This is a genomic window from Micromonospora chalcea (genome assembly GCF_002926165.1).
GTDB classification, from domain to species: Bacteria; Actinomycetota; Actinomycetes; order Mycobacteriales; family Micromonosporaceae; genus Micromonospora; species Micromonospora chalcea.
The window spans coordinates 1-16125 of sequence record NZ_MAGP01000132.1 but is presented as its reverse complement, the minus strand read 5'-3'; the positions used below and the strand labels follow the sequence as shown (position 1 = coordinate 16125).

The 16125-nt window shown below is 74.9% G+C and carries 12 protein-coding genes and 1 pseudogene; 2 read left to right on the top strand and 11 right to left on the bottom strand.

The features are described 5' to 3' along the window. Positions 1-30 precede the first annotated feature (30 nt). From BAW75_RS21505 to BAW75_RS21460, 10 genes are read right to left on the bottom strand one after another with little or no spacing between them, the layout of a single operon-like run. Positions 31-573, bottom strand: a complete 543-nt coding sequence (locus BAW75_RS21505) for an EF-hand domain-containing protein (RefSeq protein ID WP_104114695.1) — start codon at positions 571-573, stop codon at positions 31-33. 29 nt (positions 574-602) lie between these two features. Beyond that, the gene (locus BAW75_RS21500) at positions 603-1463 is read right to left on the bottom strand and encodes a class I SAM-dependent methyltransferase (protein WP_104114694.1); all 861 of its coding nucleotides are present in this window, start codon (positions 1461-1463) and stop codon (positions 603-605) included. A gap of 26 nt (positions 1464-1489) precedes the next feature. Then, positions 1490-2185, bottom strand: coding sequence for a copper resistance CopC family protein (locus BAW75_RS21495; protein ID WP_167435598.1), 696 nt, complete (start codon positions 2183-2185; stop codon positions 1490-1492). After that, on the bottom strand, positions 2182-2745 hold the full coding sequence (locus BAW75_RS21490; RefSeq protein WP_051611104.1) for a hypothetical protein: 564 nt from the start codon (positions 2743-2745) through the stop codon (positions 2182-2184). Before BAW75_RS21490 ends, BAW75_RS21495 begins: the two co-directional genes overlap by 4 nt. Then, positions 2742-3305 (bottom strand): flavin reductase family protein, encoded by a 564-nt coding sequence (locus tag BAW75_RS21485; RefSeq protein ID WP_244206207.1) that lies wholly within the window; start codon positions 3303-3305, stop codon positions 2742-2744. Before BAW75_RS21485 ends, BAW75_RS21490 begins: the two co-directional genes overlap by 4 nt. Beyond that, a complete protein-coding gene (locus BAW75_RS21480; RefSeq protein ID WP_030503316.1) occupies positions 3298-3747 on the bottom strand; it encodes an acyl-CoA thioesterase in 450 nt (149 codons plus the stop codon). The genes BAW75_RS21485 and BAW75_RS21480 overlap by 8 nt, the downstream gene beginning before the upstream one ends. A gap of 1 nt (position 3748) precedes the next feature. Next, positions 3749-9520, bottom strand: a complete 5772-nt coding sequence (locus BAW75_RS21475; RefSeq protein ID WP_104114691.1) for a type I polyketide synthase — start codon at positions 9518-9520, stop codon at positions 3749-3751. Positions 9521-9552: 32 nt separating this feature from the next. Further along, the gene (locus tag BAW75_RS21470) at positions 9553-10524 is read right to left on the bottom strand and encodes a hypothetical protein (RefSeq protein ID WP_043325264.1); all 972 of its coding nucleotides are present in this window, start codon (positions 10522-10524) and stop codon (positions 9553-9555) included. Then, the gene (locus BAW75_RS21465) at positions 10521-12473 is read right to left on the bottom strand and encodes a CRTAC1 family protein (protein ID WP_104114690.1); all 1953 of its coding nucleotides are present in this window, start codon (positions 12471-12473) and stop codon (positions 10521-10523) included. Before BAW75_RS21465 ends, BAW75_RS21470 begins: the two co-directional genes overlap by 4 nt. A gap of 4 nt (positions 12474-12477) precedes the next feature. Next, positions 12478-13449: a DUF1702 family protein gene (locus tag BAW75_RS21460; RefSeq protein WP_104114689.1), complete on the bottom strand. Its 972-nt coding sequence runs from the start codon at positions 13447-13449 to the stop codon at positions 12478-12480. A 414-nt stretch (positions 13450-13863) separates the two neighbouring features. On the opposite strand from BAW75_RS21460, the gene BAW75_RS21455 reads away from it, so the two are divergent. Together BAW75_RS21455 and add are read left to right on the top strand one after the other, a co-directional pair. Next, the gene (locus BAW75_RS21455) at positions 13864-14670 is read left to right on the top strand and encodes a helix-turn-helix domain-containing protein (RefSeq protein WP_223201160.1); all 807 of its coding nucleotides are present in this window, start codon (positions 13864-13866) and stop codon (positions 14668-14670) included. Next, positions 14670-15647 carry an adenosine deaminase gene (gene add / locus BAW75_RS21450; RefSeq protein ID WP_208635286.1) on the top strand — a complete coding sequence of 326 codons (978 nt, stop codon included), beginning with the start codon at positions 14670-14672 and terminating at the stop codon, positions 15645-15647. The genes BAW75_RS21455 and add overlap by 1 nt, the downstream gene beginning before the upstream one ends. Here the strand turns inward: add and BAW75_RS21445 are convergent. Then, positions 15638-16125: pseudogene (locus BAW75_RS21445) on the bottom strand (AAA family ATPase); the annotation flags it as partial. The gene add and the pseudogene BAW75_RS21445 sit on opposite strands and share 10 nt — an antisense overlap.

The window sequence follows — 16125 nt, the reverse complement described above, 5'->3', positions numbered from 1 at the left end:
ACACGGACCGGCGGCCGGGCGTCCGGCCGCTCAGAGCTCCCCGGCGATCACGTTGCCCGGCGCGTCCGGGTCGGCGCTGAGGTAGAACTCGTGCGCCGCCCGGCCGTACTCCTCGGTGGTGAGGTAGCCGTCCCGGTCGGTGTCGAGCCGGTCGAAGATCCGTTGCGTGTCCTCCGAGCGCATGCCGCTCTTGCTCTGCGCTGCGAACATCTCCGCGTGGTTGATGCGCCCGTCCCGGTCCGCGTCGGCCACGTCGAACACGGCCAGGCTGAACGGCACCGCCGCGTTCGTCACGAACTCCGGGAACTCCGGCTTGTCGGCCCACGCCACCCACTCGGCGACCGTCACCCGCTTCTCGCCGTCGGGCCCGTCGCTGCCGCGCATCCCGCGCCACATCCGGGCCGCCGCGCCGTGGATCCGCCGCCAGCCCGGCGAGTACGGCGCCACGCCGTACGTGTCGCACCAGATCTGGGCCATCGCGGTGATGTCCAGCCCGTCGATGACGCCGTCCCCGTCGGCGTCGTACGAGGCGAAGACCTTCTCCAGCTTGCGGCGTTGCAGTTCGGTGGTCATCTCGGTCCTTTCGTAGCGATGGATGGGGGTCAGGCCGGGGCGACCGCGCGGACGGTGAGCGCGGTCGAGGTCAGGTCGACCAGTCCGTCCGGGCCGGCGCGTCCCTCGGCGGCGGCGGCCACCTCCGCCCAGAGCGCGTCCCGCCCGGCCGGATCGAGCGCCTCTACCCGGCGGCGTACCGGTGGCGGCGCCACCGCCCGGGTGAACCGCGCGTACTCGGCCGGGTCGTGGAACCGGAACGGGACCGGGTACTCCTCGACTGTCACGTCCCGCAGGCCGGCGTCGGTCAGCCCGGCCGCCAGCGCCTCTGGATCGCACAGGCGGTACGGGCCGGGGGCGTCCGGTGGCCCGGACGGCAGGTCCAGCCGGCGCGCGAGCACGCCGTACCCGAGCGACATCAGCGGCACCCGCGGCGGTGGCGCCCACACCGCCGCGGCGCGCACGCCGCCCGGGACGAGCAGCCGGGCGATCCGGCCGAACGCGGCGCCGGGGTCGACGGCGAACATCAGGCCGAGCCGGCTGAGCACCACGTCGAACGCGTGCGGCGGCAGCTCCACCGTCTCCAGGTCGGCGACGAGGAAGTTGACGTTGCGCCGGCCCTCGGCCCGGCGGCGGGCCACGGCGAGCATGGCGGGGGAGAGGTCGACGCCGGTGACCGTGCCGGCCGGGCCGACGATGTCGGCGGCGCTGAGCGCCGGCTCCCCCGGACCGGTCGCGACGTCCAGGACGCGGTGCCCCGGCCGTACACCACCCAGGGCCAGCAGCCGCGCGGTGAGCGCCGCGCCGCCCCGCTCGAAGGTCTCCCACTCGCGGGTCCAGCCGTCGCTGACGGCGTCCCAGGTCCGCCGCTGTTCGGCCTTCACCGCGGCGGCATCTGTCGATACGGACATCGCTTTCCCTCCTGTGGTCCGTCAGGTCACCCGCCCGGCCGGGCCGGTTCGCGGTCGGCAGGCCGGCCGCCGGCGTCCTCCGGCTCCCGCAGCACCCAGGCCCGCCGTCGCCCGCCCGGCCCCGGACCGGCCGACGAGGGCGTGCCGCCGGCGGGCCGGTCACGCCGTCCCCGCGCCATCAGCACGAGCAGGACCGCTCCGGTGACCACCGGCGCCAGCAGCAGGGCCAGGCCGGCCGCTCCGCCCGTACCCCCGTGGTGGCCGCCCCCGGCGGACCCGTCCGGCGGCGCGGTGGCCGGCGGGGACGCGGCCGGGGCGGCCCGCGGCGGCGCGCCGAGCCCGGCGGCGACGGTGAACGGGACCACGCCGGTGGCGGTCTGCCCGGTGGCGAGCTGAGCGTGGTAGCCGACCCGGTAGCGCCCGTCACCCACGACCGTCACCGGCACCTCGACGCCGTTGTCGCGGTAGCGCGGCGCGCCCGTCGCGCCGAACGCGCCGCCCGGGCCGATCAACCAGACATGGGTCCGCTCGGCGTCGAGCGGGCCGTTGAAGGTGAGCGTCACCGCCGCCGGGGCCGTGGTCAGCCGGGCGCCGGCCGGCGGGTCGGTGGTCACCAACCGCGCCGGCCGCAGCTGCGCCGCCAGGGTCAGCCCGGCCAGGCCGAGCGCGAGCAGCGTGAGCAGACCCGCCGCCAGCCACCTCAGCCCCGGCCCGCGCCTCACCGGACTTCGGCCACCCGGCGGCAACTGCACCGCATCCGGGCCAGTTCGTCGGCGAGCGGCGTGCGGTGCAGGTACATCGCCACCACCATCGGCAGGAACACCACCGCGTTGTAGAACAGGTGCAGCTCCACCCGGGGCGCCACCAGTTGCAGCAGGCTCGTCGGCACCGGCTGCCCGGCCAGGTTGCTGCCGGTCAGCGACTGCACCAGCAGCAGCAGGTGCTCCAGGTGGTGCCACACCTGGATCAGCAGCGCCGCCATCCACCAGGTCCGGGCGCGGCCGACGAAGCCGCCGCGCAGCAGCCAGAAACCGGCGAGCATGACCAGCGCGTACCCGTAGTGCAGCCACTCGCTCTCCACCAGCCACGGGAACGGCATGCCGAGTACGCCCCGGGCCTCCGGCCGGGACCAGCCGAACACCCAGATCTGCGCGGCCTGCACCAGGTGCTCGGCCCAGTGGGCGATGACGACGACGAGGAAGATCTGCAGGGCAGCCCGGTGCCGGCTGCCGTTCAGATCGAGCCCCGAAGCGCCCGCGTCGCGCTTGTCCGACAGGGTCACTGCGCCTCCTTCAGGAGCGGTTGGACGTGCCGGCGGCCGGCGGCCGGGTGGGAGTTCCCGTACCTGTCGAACCGGCCCCGCCGGAAGATCAGGGCGTCGCTGTCGGCGGCCGTGCGCGCGACCACCAGCCGGCCCACCACGATCACGTGGTCGCCGCCGTCGTGGCAGCGCCACGGCCGGCACTCCAGCCAGGCCAGCGCCCCGTGCAGCAGGGGCGCTCCGGTCCGCTCGCCCGGCGACCAGCCGACAGTGGCGAACTGCGCGCGCCCGGGCCGCCGGCGCCGGTCGGCGAAGTGCCGAGCCAGGCGCTCCTGCCCCCCGGCCAGGACGGAGATGCCGAACCCGTCCGCGTCGGACAGGCAGGCGGACATCAGGCTGTCCCGGCTCACGCAGAGCAGCACCAGCGGCGGGTCCAGCGAGACCGAGGTGAACGAGTTCGCCGTCATCCCGTGCGGCAGCGGACCACCGACCGTCAGCACCGTCACGCCGGTGACGAACTCGCCGAGCACCGTACGCAGCGCGGCGGCGGCCGGCGGCGCGTCCACGGCGCGCTCAGGCACGGCCGGCCACCCCCTCGGCCGCCCGGTACGGCGCCAGCGCCCGCACCAGCGGCGTCGGCACGCGGGTCGGCACCACCTGCCCCGCGACCTCCCGCATGCAGGCGATCCGCTGGTGCCCCCGGGCCACCGGGACCAGCCCGCCCGGGCCGTCGCGCAGGTAGTCGAAGGCCAGGCCGAGCTGCGTCTGGGTCAGCTCGGTCAGGCTCATCCGGATGCGCAGCTCGTCGAACGCGTCGAGCTCGGCGAGGTACTCGCAGTCCACCCGCAGCGTGAACAGCTTCAACCCGGCGCGCAGGTCGTCGACCACCGCCGGGGCGTGCTCACGCAGGAACATCTCCCGGCAGCGGCCCTGCCAGCGCAGGTAGTTGACGTAGTAGACGTTGCCGACGAGGTTCGTCTCCTCGAACCCGACCACGTGGCGGTACTCGTACCAGGCGGACATGTCACACCCCCGTCGCGGTGAGGACGGCGACGACCACCGGCTGTGGCTCGCCGGTCATACGGACCGGGCCGGTGGCCACCGTGACCCGGCCGCTGCGCACCAGCACCCACTCGCCGTCGCCGCCGGCCACCGTGAGCGGGGCGTCCACCGGCAACCCCGCCTTGACCAGGCACTCCTTGGCGCACCAGACCCGGGTGGCGGCGACGTCGGCGTCCTCGCCGAGGTCGGCGGCGATCTGCCCGGCCAGCCCGGCGTGCCGGCCGAGCAGGTCGGCCCACACCTCGGCGGGCCGGGGCCGGACCACCTCCAGGTCGCAGGCGAGCGGCCCGGCGCCGGCCACCAGCAGGCTGGCGACGTCGCTGTGGGCGGCGGAGACGTGCCGGCCGTTGACCTCCTCGGGCCGCCCGTCCGGCCGGTACCGCAGCCGTACCGGCCGCCCCACGGCCCGTCCGACGGCGACGGCGGTGACCTCCCGTCGTGCTCCGCCGGTCCGGTCCGGACGCGGTTCCACCACCACCGCCAGGTCGGCGTCGAGCAGCCGGCCCAGCCGCCGCTCCAGCGCCGGTCCGAGCAGCGCCGGCGGCCACGGCAGGGCGGCCGGGCGGTGGCGCACCGCGCGCAGGCGCAGACCGAGCCAGCGTTCCACCACCGTCCCGGCCGCGCCGAGGACCGTCACGTCGTACCGGTAGGTGTCGTCGCGGTGCTCCCGCTCCACCGCCACGAAGCGGACCTGCTCGGTGGCGGCGAGCTTCGGCCCGGCCGGCTCCACCCGGTCCACGGCGATCGGCAGCAGCGTCGCGTCCGGCACGCAGACCTGGATGCCGTGCAGGAAGGCGTCCCGCGCGCCCGCGTCGCCGAGCAGCAGCCGCTGCGGCAGGAACGCGTGGAACCAGCGCATGTCCTCGGTGGTGGCGACGTCCGCCTCGGCCCGCCGGGACGCGACCCGGTGGTAGCGCACCAGCCGGCGGAACCGGTCGCCCTGGAAGAGCAGGTCACCGTAGAGGTCCCGGCCCGGCTCCAGCGGCACCGGCGGCAGCCCGCCGGTCACGCCCGGCGCCTCCCGGTCGCCCTCGTCCGGCTCGAAGCGGACGGTGCCCCGGAAGTGGTCGGCCGCGAAGCCCGTCTCGTCGCTGCGGATCGCCACCTCCACCACGCCCGCCTCGGCCTGCACCGCGGCGATCCGGACGGTGACGCGCCCGCCGCGGGCCACCACCACGGGCCGGGGGAAGCTGACGCCGGTCAGCACGGGCACGCCGGTGGCGCCGGCGAGCGCGGTGGCCACCTGCGCCATCGCCTCCATGCCGAGCACCGCGGGCAGCAGGAGGTTGCCGTCCAGGTCGTGCTCGGCGAGGTACGGGTCGCTCTCGGCCGACAGGTCCGCCTCGACCACCAGCTCCACGCCGTCGTACTGCACCAGCGGACGTTCCAGGAAGCGCAGCAGCGGCAGCTCCCGCCGCTCGTGCCGCAGCGTGTCCAGCCCGTCGGTGCGGCCGGTGACCACCACCGAGGCGGGCAGCCGGGGCAGCGCCAGCACCTGGCGCAGCAGCCGGACGCCCTCGTCCGGCGGGATGGGGGTGATGCCGGCGCGCAGCAGCGACTCGACGGCGGAGAGCCGTTCACCCATGCCGACGCCGGACCAGACCGACCATTCCAGACAGACGGCGCGGCATCCGGTGAAGCGCCGGCCGGCCTCGGCGGTCAGCCGGGCCAGCCAGTCGTTGGCCAGCGCGTAGTGCGCCTCCCCGGGCAGGCCGCCGCGCCCGATCACGCTGCCGAACGTCACCAGCAGCCGCAGCTCGTCCGGCTCGACCGCGGCGAGGACGTGCGCCAGGCCGTCCACCTTCGGCGCCAGCGTGGCGCGCAGGGTGTCCGGGTCCAGCGCGCCGAGGGCGGCCGGCCGGTTGACCCCGGCGCCGTGCAGGACCCCGGCGACCGGGCCCAGGTGCGCGCGTACCTGCGCCACCGCGGCGCGTACCGCCTCCGGGTCGGTGACGTCGGCGCGCACGTACCGCAGGCGCACCCCCGCCTCCCGCATCCGGGTCAGGTTCGCGGCCAGCTCCGGGTCCGCGGCCGGGTCGGCCCGGCCCAGCAGCGCCAGCCGCGCCCCGGTGTCCCGGGCCAGGGCGAGCGCGCACTCGGCGGTGATGCCCTTCCCGCCGCCGGTCACCAGCAGGACGTCGTCCGGCCGCAGCGGCGGACCGGCCGGACCCGGGCGTGCCGGGCCGGGCGGCGGCAGCGGCCGCAGCAGGGGGACCCGCCGCCGGCCGTCCGGGCCGAGGTGCGACTCGGCGTACCCGTCGGTGGCCGCCACCTCGCGCACCACCCGGTCCACCAGGTCGTCGGCCGGGGCCGCCTCGACCAGCGTCACGTGCAGACCCGAGCCCTCCAGCCGGGCGGTACGGGCCAGCCCGGCGACGCCCCGGCCGTGCTGGACGACCACCAGGCGGGCACCCGGAGGCTGGGCCACCGCCGCCTGGACGGCGCGCAACGCGAGGTCCAGGTCCACCTCCTCGCCCGGGCAGAGCAGCACGCCGCCGCCGACGCCCGCACCGGCGAGCGCGTCGCGCAGCGCCTCCGCGTACGGGTGCCCGGCCGGCGCGTACCACTGCCAGGCACCCGGGCCGCCGGGGCCGGCGCCGGCCGGCTCCACCGGTTGCTCGACCAGCTCGACTGTGAAACCGCGCACCCACGGGGCGACGCCGTCCACCCGCCGGTCGGCGGGCGGGGCGGCCGGGTCCAGTTCCCGCAGCGCGTCGGCGATCTCCCGCAGCGTGGCGGTGGCGAAGTTCGTCGGCGCCTGCACCGCGGGCAGGCCCAGTTCCCGGGCGGCCTCGTTCACCAGCTGACCCACGGCGATCGAGCTGAGGTGCAGACCGTCGAGGAGCCGGGTGTCCGCGCCGACGCTCTCGGGCGGCAGCTCCGCGCGGGACGCGGCCAGCCGGCGCAGCACCGCCAGCGGGTCGGCCGCCGGTCCGCCTCCGGCCGGGGCCGTCTCGTCGACGGTCACCGGCCCGCCCGCGGCCTGCGGGGTGGCCCCGGTCGGGGACGCCGCCGCCACGGCCACGGCGGGCGCGGCCTCGCACGGGTTGGCGAAGAAGCGCCGCCGCGCGGCCAGGTCGAGCGGACGGATCGGACGGTCGCTGACCAGCGCGGCGTGGTCCACGGGCGCGCCCAGAGCCCAGAGCGCGCCGACAGTGCCGAGGAACCCGGCGAGCGTCGGCGCGTCCGTGCCGGTGGCGAACACCGGCACGTCGACCAGCTCCCGGGCCATCCGGGCGAGCACCTGGCCGGGACCGACCTCGACCAGCGCGTCCACCCGCCGGCCGGCCGCGGTGACCGCCGCGGCGAAGCGCACCGGCTCGGTGATCTGCCGGCGCAGCAGCGCCGCCAGGTCGGTGCCGGAGGTCAGCTCCGCGCCGGTGACTGTGGAGACCACCGGCCGGCGCGGCGGGGCCAGGCGGACCCCTTCCAGCCAGTCGCCGAACTCGCGGGCGGCCGACGCCATCAGCGGGGAGTGGAACGCGTGCGAGACGGCCAGGTCCGCCCAGTGCACACCGGCGTCGGTGGCCCGCTCGCACACCCGCCGGACCGCGTCGGACGGGCCGGCGACCACCGTCTGCCGCGGCCCGTTGTAGCCGGCCACCACCACCGGTTCGGCGCCGATCAGCCGGGTGGTGGCGGTGTCGTCGGCGGCGATGCCGGCCATCGTGCCCGGTTCCCGGCAGCCGGCCATGACCGCGCCGCGCGCCGCGGCGATCCGCAGCAGCGCCTCCGCGTCGACGGTGCCGGCCCAGTGCAGCGCGGTGATCTCGCCGAGGCTGTGCCCGACCGCCACCCGCGCCTCGACGCCCAGTTCGGTGAGCACCCGCAGGCCGGCCAGGGAACCCGCGGCGATGCGCGGCTGGGCCACCTCGGTGGCCACCGGGTCCGCGTCGGCCGGCAGCGCCGCCAGGCGGTGCACCTCGGCGGCGGCCGGGAAACGCCGGGCCAGCGCGCCTCCGTCGACGCCGCGGCCGGAGCCCTGGCCGGGGAAGAGGAACCCGAGCCGGGCCGGGCGCAGCGTGCGCCGCAACGCCAGCCCGTCGGCGAACAACTCCTCCTCGCCCCGGTCGAGCGCCGCCAGGGCACGCTCGAACCGGTCCACCGCCTCGGCGGGGGAGGCGGCGACCACCGCCAGCCGCATCGGCCGGCCGCGTACCTCGCCGGCCAGAGCGCCGGCCAGGTCGGTCAGCTCGCCGTACGACAGCCGGGCCAGCGGATCCAGCAGCGCGGCCACCCGTTCCCGCAGCGCCACCGGGTCGGCCGCGTCGAGCAGCAGCAGCTCGGCGTCCTGGGTGTGCCGGGCCAGCCGCAGCTGCTGCCGCCGGACACGTTCCGGCACGGCGGACGGGCCGGCCTCCAGCACCAGGTGGGTGTTGATCCCGCCGAAGCCCATCGCGGTGACCCCGGCGCGCAGCGGCGCCCCGTCCGGCCACGGCTCGGCCACCGGCGCGGCGCGCAGCGTACGGTCCGCGGCGGTCAGCTCCGCGCGGGGACGGGCGCACCCGGCGGTGGGCGGGACGATGGCGTGCCGCAACGCCATGGTCGCCTTGATCAGCCCGGCCACCCCGGCGGCGGCCTTGGTGTGCCCGATGAGCGCCTTGATGGAGCCGATGGCGGCCGGATCGGTGGCCCCGGCGTCGCGCCGGGCGGCGGAGAGGGCACGCAGCTCGGTGGCGTCGCCGACGGCGGTGCCGGTGCCGTGCCCCTCGAAGAGCGGGACCGTGCCGATGCCGAAGCCGGCCCGCTGGTACGCCCGGTCCAGCGCCAGCCGGTAGCCCTGCGCCTCCGGCCGGGTCATCCCGCCGCGCCCGTCGGAGGAGACACCCCAGCCGGCGATCGTCGCGTGCACGACGCGCCCCTGCGCCACCGCGTCGTCGTGGCGCATCAGCACGACCATGCCGCAGCCCTCGCCCGGCCAGAAGCCCTGCGACCGCTCGTCGTACACCCGCATCTCGTCGCGGGCCAGCGCGCCGGCCTTGGCGAAGCCGACCATCTCGAACGGGTCGATGGACAGGTCCACCCCGCCCGCCACCGCCACGTCGGCCTCGCCGTCGGCCAGGGCGCGCGCGGCGGTGACCACGGACAGCAGGCTGGAGGCGCAGGCGGCGTCCACCGTCCAGCCGCCGCCACCGAGGTCGAAGTGGTTGCAGATCCGCCCGGCGATGGTGTTGGAGAGACCACCGGCGAGCGTGTCCTCGTCGATCGGCGGGAACGGGCTCTTGTACCGCTCCTCGGTCACCGCCAGGAACTCCGCGATCCGCCGGTCGGGCCACCCCTGCTCCTGCAGCCCGGCGGCCAGCACCCGGCGCACGTACGGCCAGCGCAGCCGCAGCACGTTGGCGCGGGAGAACTCGCCGGTGAGGGTGTTGCCGACCACCACGGCGGTACGGTCCCGGGGCAGCCCGGCGCCGTCCGGCCAGCCGGCGTCGGCGAGCGCCTCGCCGGCCACGTCCAGCGCCAGCCAGTGGGTGAGGTCGGTGGAGCGGTAGGTGCTGCCGGCGATCCGGTGCCGGATCCGGTCGAACGTGTACCCCTCGATGACGGCGGCGTGCCGGTTGTAGAAACGGTCCGGGGTGGCCGGGTCGGCGTCCCAGTAGTCCTCCAGGCTCATCCGCTCCGGCGGCAGCCGGCGGAACGCGCGGCGTCCGCTGAGGGCGTTGCGCCACAGGTCGGCCACCGAATCGGCTTCCGGGTAGCGGCAGCTCATGCCGACGACCGCGATTCTGCTCATGTCGTCACTCCTGGGGTTGTGCGATTCGCGGATCAGGCGGGCACGGGCCGCTTGCCGTTGTCCGCGGAGACGGGACCGGCGGTGGCCGGTGTCCCGGGCGTTGCGGGCGAGACGGGTTGGTCCTGCTCGCGGCGCCGCTGCTCGCGGCGCGAGGCGTGCAGCGACCAGAGGAAGGTGCCGCGGACCAGGCAGACGATCGCGGTGGCGAAGAAGAGCCCGTACGTCACCGAGGCGCCGGTCAGCACGCCGTACACCAGCGCCACGCCGCCACCGAACGCGAACTGGGCGGCGGGCCGGCTCGGCGTGGTGCCCGGATCGGTGATCATGTAGTTGGTGAACAGGACGAACGCGGTACCGGTCATGGTGGCCAGCGCGGCCACGATCGACGTGTCCAGCACCAGGCCCCGGACCACCGACTGCACCACGAAGATCGACAGCCAGCCGGCGATCAGCCACATCCGGCGGGTGAGCTTCGCGTTGAGCATCGTGCCGAGGACGAGGATCACGGCCACGATCGCCCAGTCGGCGGGGCCGGAGAGGTTCTCGGTGAAGTGGTACGGCGGCGCGATGGAGACCCACGGGAACAGCAGCAGCACGATCGCGATGCCGAAGTTCGACGGGTTCATGAAGTGCCGCAGCCGCCCGTTGACCGGCGCCCGCAGCAGCCACTTGCCGCTGATCGCCACCAGCACGCCGAAGAGCATCACCAGCACCCGGTCGTTGGTGTAGAGCAGCATGTTCACCGCCAGCGCGGTGATGTGCGCGGGGAAGAGGAACTCGACCAGGTTGCGCACGCCGCCGGCGTACCGGGGGGCGCGGCCCTCACCCCGGGCGCCCACCGCCTCCAGCAGCAGCTCGGCGGCGTACGCGGTGAGCACGGCGTACACCGGCCAGAGCGCGGGCTGCTCGAAGCCGAGGACCGTGTAGCCGAGGATGTTGAGGACGGTGATCGAGATCGCGAAGCGGCGCAGCGCTGTCACTCGCGGGTCGCGTGGCTTCGTCATGAACTCGCCTCCTGTGCCTGGGTGCCGAGGGTGAGCGCGTGCCGGCCGGGGGCGAGCGTCACCGTCTGCGCGCGTGGCGCGCCGGTGCGGTCCCGCCAGGCCAGGTCGACCTGGACCAGCCCGGTGACGTCGCCGAGGCCGATGTGCACCTCGAAGCTGCGCCGGCCGGAGTGGCCGCTGCCGCCGTCGACCCGGCCGCGCAGCACACGGCCGTCCGGGGTGCGGACGGTGACGTCCGCGCCGATCACCGGGGAGCCGGTGGCGGCGTCGCCGGCCGGCGGCCGGTTCAGCTTCAGGGACAGCTGCGATCCGGTGCCGGGGCTGTCGTTGCGGTAGAACACCGGCGCGTCCCACTGCCGGGCCACCGCCATGTCCAGCCGGCCGTCGCCGTCGGCGTCGCCGAGCGCGATGCCCCGGGTCGGGATGGGCACCGCCAGGCCGAGCTGGCCGGCGATGTCGGCGTAGGCGCCGCCGGGCATCCGGGCGTGCAGGCGCAGCGGCTGGCCGCCGGCGATGTCGTCGCCCTGCCGGACCCGTGGCCACGCCGAGGTGTGCTCCAGCAGCGTGTCGTTGGCGGTGGCCAGCTCCTGCAGCTGCGCCCACCGGTTCACCTCGCCCTTGACGAAGCCGCTGGTCTGCACGATGTCGGGCCGGCCGCTGTTGGTCAGGTCGGCGATCTTGACGTCCCAGCTCCAGCCGCTCCAGGCGAGGTTGAGCGGGGCGCTGCGGTCGACGAACGGCGCCCGCCCGTCGGCGAGCCGCTGCCGCAGGTCGTCGGTGTCCCGGGCCTGGTTGACGAAGGCGAAGTTGCTCTCCTGGATGCCGAACGAGGTGGTGATGTTGCCGACGTACATGTCGTAGAGGCCGTCGCCGTCCAGGTCGCCGACGTCCACGCCCATGCCCTTGAAGGAGTCGTGCCCGAGGATCTTCGACTTGGGCACGGTGAGCCGGCTGCCCTCGCCCTCGACCAGGGCCAGCCGCACCCGGCCCGGCGTGGAGCGGTTGTGCAGCAGCCGGTCGGGGCCGAAGTCGTTCGCCACGTACAGCTCGGGCAGCAGGTCGCCGTCGAGGTCGGTGGCGGTCGACGCGAGTGCCCAGCCGCGGGAGACGTCGTCGTCGAAGAGGTCCGGCACGTCGGCGAAGGTGACGCTGTCGGCGGTCGCGCCGGTCCAGCGCAGGACATGGTCGCGCCCGCCGTTGTACGCGGCCGACATGGACCTGTTCATCGCCACGCCGCCGCTGACCGTGTGGTCGAGCACCGGGCCGTCGGGGAAGTAGTTGCCGACGAACACGTCCTCGTGACCGTCGCCGTCGAAGTCCGCCACGCTCACCGTGTTGGTGTTCCACCGCGGCCCGGTGTAGCCGCCGTCGGCGGCGGCGGGCCGGGGGACCAGCTCGACCGGCTGGAACGCCGCCGCGGACAGACCGGTGGCGTCCGGGCGGGCCAGGAAGATCACCGGTGTCCGGCCCCACCAGTAGACCAGCAGGTCGGTGCGACCGTCCTCGTTGAAGTCGCCGGGCGCGCAGCCCATCGGCGCCATGTGCGGCCCCATCGGCAGCGGCGCCGGGTCGAGCACGAACGGCTGGTACCGCTCCTGGCGCGCCCCGGGCGTCGGGGTGACCACCACCCGGTCGATCCGCGGGTCGGTGACGCAGAGGTCGTTGGCCAGGCCGTCGCCGTCGATGTCGTTCATGGCGACCCCGGCGCCCACCGACGAGATCCACGCGTCGATGTGCGTGTACTCCTTGTTGACCCGGCGGATGCTCTGCTGCGGCAGACCACCCGGGATCGCGATGGACAGCGGCGTGAACCGGTAGCCCGCGGCCACCCGTCGCCGTTCCTCGTCGGTAGCAGTGGCCGGCTCGGCGATCAGGAACAGGCCGACGATCAGCAGCAGGGCGGTCAGCCCGGCGAGATGACGTCGGCCCCAACCCAGGATCATGGACACCCGGTCAGCACCTCCCCAGCAGTACGAGATGGTCGGCGATCCGCTGACGCCACACCGCGAAGGCGGGCAGCGACGCCGAGTCGGTCAGATCGGTCAGGGCGGCATCGGTGATCGCGGCGGCCTGCTCGATGCTGGTGACGCAGAACGCGCCGACCGCGACAGCGGTGTGCGTCGGCACGTGTCCGGCCCGCATCCGGGCCTTGGCCGCGAACGCGGCGCCCTGGCCGAGCGCCGCCCGGTGCTCGCCGGCCGCCTCGCGCAGCGTTCGCAGTTCCGTCAGATCGGCGCCACCGGCGTAGCTGGCGGCCAGGCCGACCCCGCTCCACAGGTCGGAGTGCCGGTCGGCGGGGAACCGGTGGAGCAGCCGGACCAGTTCGGCCGGGTCGGCGCCGGCGACGAACCACAGCGCCCGGCCGATGCCCTGGTCCACCGCGTGCGGCGCGTAGTGCCGCAGCTCCGCCGGCCAGATGTGCGCCGGGTCGCGGTGCCGTTCGTGGACGTACCGGCCGGTGTGGAAGTAGGCCTGGTGGAAGCCGTAGCCGTCGAGGGCGAGCCAGCGCAGCAGCGGGTCGGGCGGGAGGATCGCCGGCCGCCGCCAGCGGGGCAGCCGGGCCATGGCCCAGCCGGCGCCCACATGGGCCATGTAGACGTGCGCGTCGCCGCGCCCGGCCAGGAACCGCGCCATGCCCCGGCCGCCGCCGGGGCGGAGGCCGTCCATCAGGGCGTACGCCATCGCGGCGCCCTCGTAGGCGAAGCCGCGCAGCGGCGCCGGCCGGCTTTCCAGCAGTTCCTCGGCGGCCCGGGGCTCCGGCGCCCCGGCGGCGTCACCGAAACCGCCGATGAAACTCTGCCCGGCGCTTTCCAGGGCCTGCCGCGCGGCGTCGTTCTTGACATGGAAGCCGCGTGTGTCAAACAGCGCCTCGCGCTTATCCGGCGTCAGGATTCGTTGTCGCAGTGCCAACAATATTCGGGCCATGGCAAGTCCAATTCGCCGTGGGGTGTACGCGTGCGGATCCTGCTCGCCTGCAGAGAAGTTCTTCGATTGGCGTGCCCGCTCTGGCCAATACTCGCGGAACGCCTCGGCGACTGTCTTCTCGCAGGTTGCTGTGTTGCCTCAGGTGACCGTCGGCACCGCTTCGGCGGGCGCGTGAAGCCGGGTGCGCGCAAGCCTGGAAGTGGGTCCCGCACCGGCTCCGGCCAGCACGTATCGCCTGCCGCCGAGGGCGCCCGAGCGGCCCGCGTGCGGCAAATCAAGACTCGTTCAAGAGCCGCACAGCACTATTGGTCACGGTTTCCGGGTAGCGATGGAGGGGCCATGGGGCAGTTTTCAGGTGCCGACTGCAAGGAACATGACGGCCGGTCGGCCGCCATTGTCCGGGTGATTGAGCACATGAAAAGAGAGCTCGGCAGGCCGTTGCCGCTGGAAACGCTGGCGCGCCTTGCCCCGTTCAGCCCCTTCTATTTTCATCGCGTGTTCAAGCAGGCCACCTCGATGACACCGGCACGTTTCCTGGCCGCCCTGCGGATGGCCGAGGCGCGACGGCTGCTGCTGCGTTCCTCGCTCACCGTCACGGCGATCAGCGCCCAGGTCGGGTACTCCAGCGTCGGCACGTTCACCACCCAGTTCCGGCGCTGGGTGAGTTTGCCCCCGGAGCGGTTCCGCCAGCTCGCCCGGCAGTTGGCGGGCGTGTCGGTGGCGGCGCTGCTGCCGGTGATCCGCAGCCGCGCGATAGTCGCCGGCCAGGGCCCCCGGGCGCTGATGCACCTCGACACCGTGGACCTGCCGGGGCTGCTGCTCGCCGCGGTGGCGCCCCACGACGGGGGGCGCAACGAATGGTGGACGGCCGCGCCGCGTCCACTGCCGGCCGCGCTGCCCGCCACCGTGCCGCCGGGCGAGCACCGCGCCCGGGTCCTGCTGCTGCGCCCGGACCGGGACGCCACCTCGGCGCTCGTCGACGGCGCGCCGGACAGCTTCCTGATCGGCGACGCGGACCTGCGGATACCGGCCGAGACGGGCAGCGCCCAGCGCATCACCGTCGCGCGGGCCACGCTCACGGTGCCGGTGCGGCAGGTGCGGGTCACCGATCCGCCGTTGCTCTCCGCCACGCCGCTGCGCTGGCTGCTGGGCGTGTCGCAGGCCGGCTGGCGGGGGCGGACGCCGGTGATGGCCGAGCGGCGCGCGCTCCGAACCGCCTGATGGCCGTGCCGGCCCCGAAGATCGAGCTGCACGTCCACTTCGAAGGGACGGTGCGGCCGGAGACGCTCCTGGTCATCGCCCGCCGCAACGGTCAGCGGCTGCCCGCGGAGACGGTCGAGGGTCTGCGTCAGCTCTACGAGTTCACCGACTTCGACCACTTCGTCCGCACCTGGGTGTTGACCACCAACTGCCTGCGTACGGCCGACGACTTCCGGCGCGTCGTGGTGGCGTACGCCGCCGAGGCGGCCACGCACGGCGCTGTCTACCTGGAAGGCATCTTCTCGCCGGCCGAGCGGGTGCGCCGGGGCGTCGGCTGGGCGGACATCTTCGAGGGGTACGCCGACGGCGCGGCCGAGGCGTACGAGCGGCACGGCGTACGGGTGTTGCTGACGCCCGACGTGGACCGCGAGTTGCCGCCGGCGGACGCGGAGGAGTGCGCCCGCCAGGCCGTGCGGTACCGGGACCGGGGCGTGGTCGGGTTCGGTCTGGGCGGGCCGGAGCTGGCCGCGCCGGCGAAGGCGTTCGCCCGGGCGGTGGCGATCGCCCGCGACGGCGGTCTGGCGTTCGTCCCGCACGGCGGCGAGGCGGGCGGGCCGGATTCGGTACGCGACCTGCTGGAGCTGGCTCCGGCCCGGATCCGGCACGGCATCCGGGCCGCCGAGGACGACGACCTGCTCGCCGAGCTGCGGGACCGGGGTGTGGTGCTGGACGTGTGCCCCACGTCGAACCTGCGGACCCGGGTGGTGGAGTCCGAGGCCGCGCATCCGTTGCCCCGCCTCGTCGCCGCCGGTCTGCGCTGCTCGGTCGGGACCGACGACCCGGCGATGTTCGGTACCGATCTGGGCCGTGAGCACGAGTTGGCGGCGCGTCTCGGGCTCGGGCCCGAGCGGGCGTACGCCGCCGGGGTGGCCGGGGCGCTCTGCGACGACGCGACGCGTGATCATCTGGTGGCGGTGGGCCGGCGGGCCTACGGCTGACCCGTCGGCACCGGCTTGCCGGCCCGGAAGACGAGTGTGGACGTGTCGGTGTCGTCGGGGTCGCCTTCGCAGTCCACGACCACGATCTGACCCGGGGTCAGCTCGTTGAACAGGATCCGCTCGGACAGGTTGTCCTCGATGTCGCGCTGGATCGTGCGACGCAGCGGCCGCGCGCCCAGCACCGGGTCGAAGCCCTTCTTCGCGAGGTACTTCTTCGCGTTGTCGGTCAGCTCCAGACCCATGTCCTTGTTCCGCAGCTGGGTCTCGATCCGGGCGATCATGATGTCGACGATCGACAGGATCTCGTTCTGACGCAGCTGGTGGAAGACGATCGTGTCGTCGATCCGGTTCAGGAACTCGGGCCGGAAGTGCTGCTTGAGTTCGTCGTTGACCTTCTGCTTCATCCGGTCGTAGTTCGACTCGGAATCCTCCGACGCCTGGAAGCCCAGCGACACCGCCTTGGCGACGTCGCGCGTAC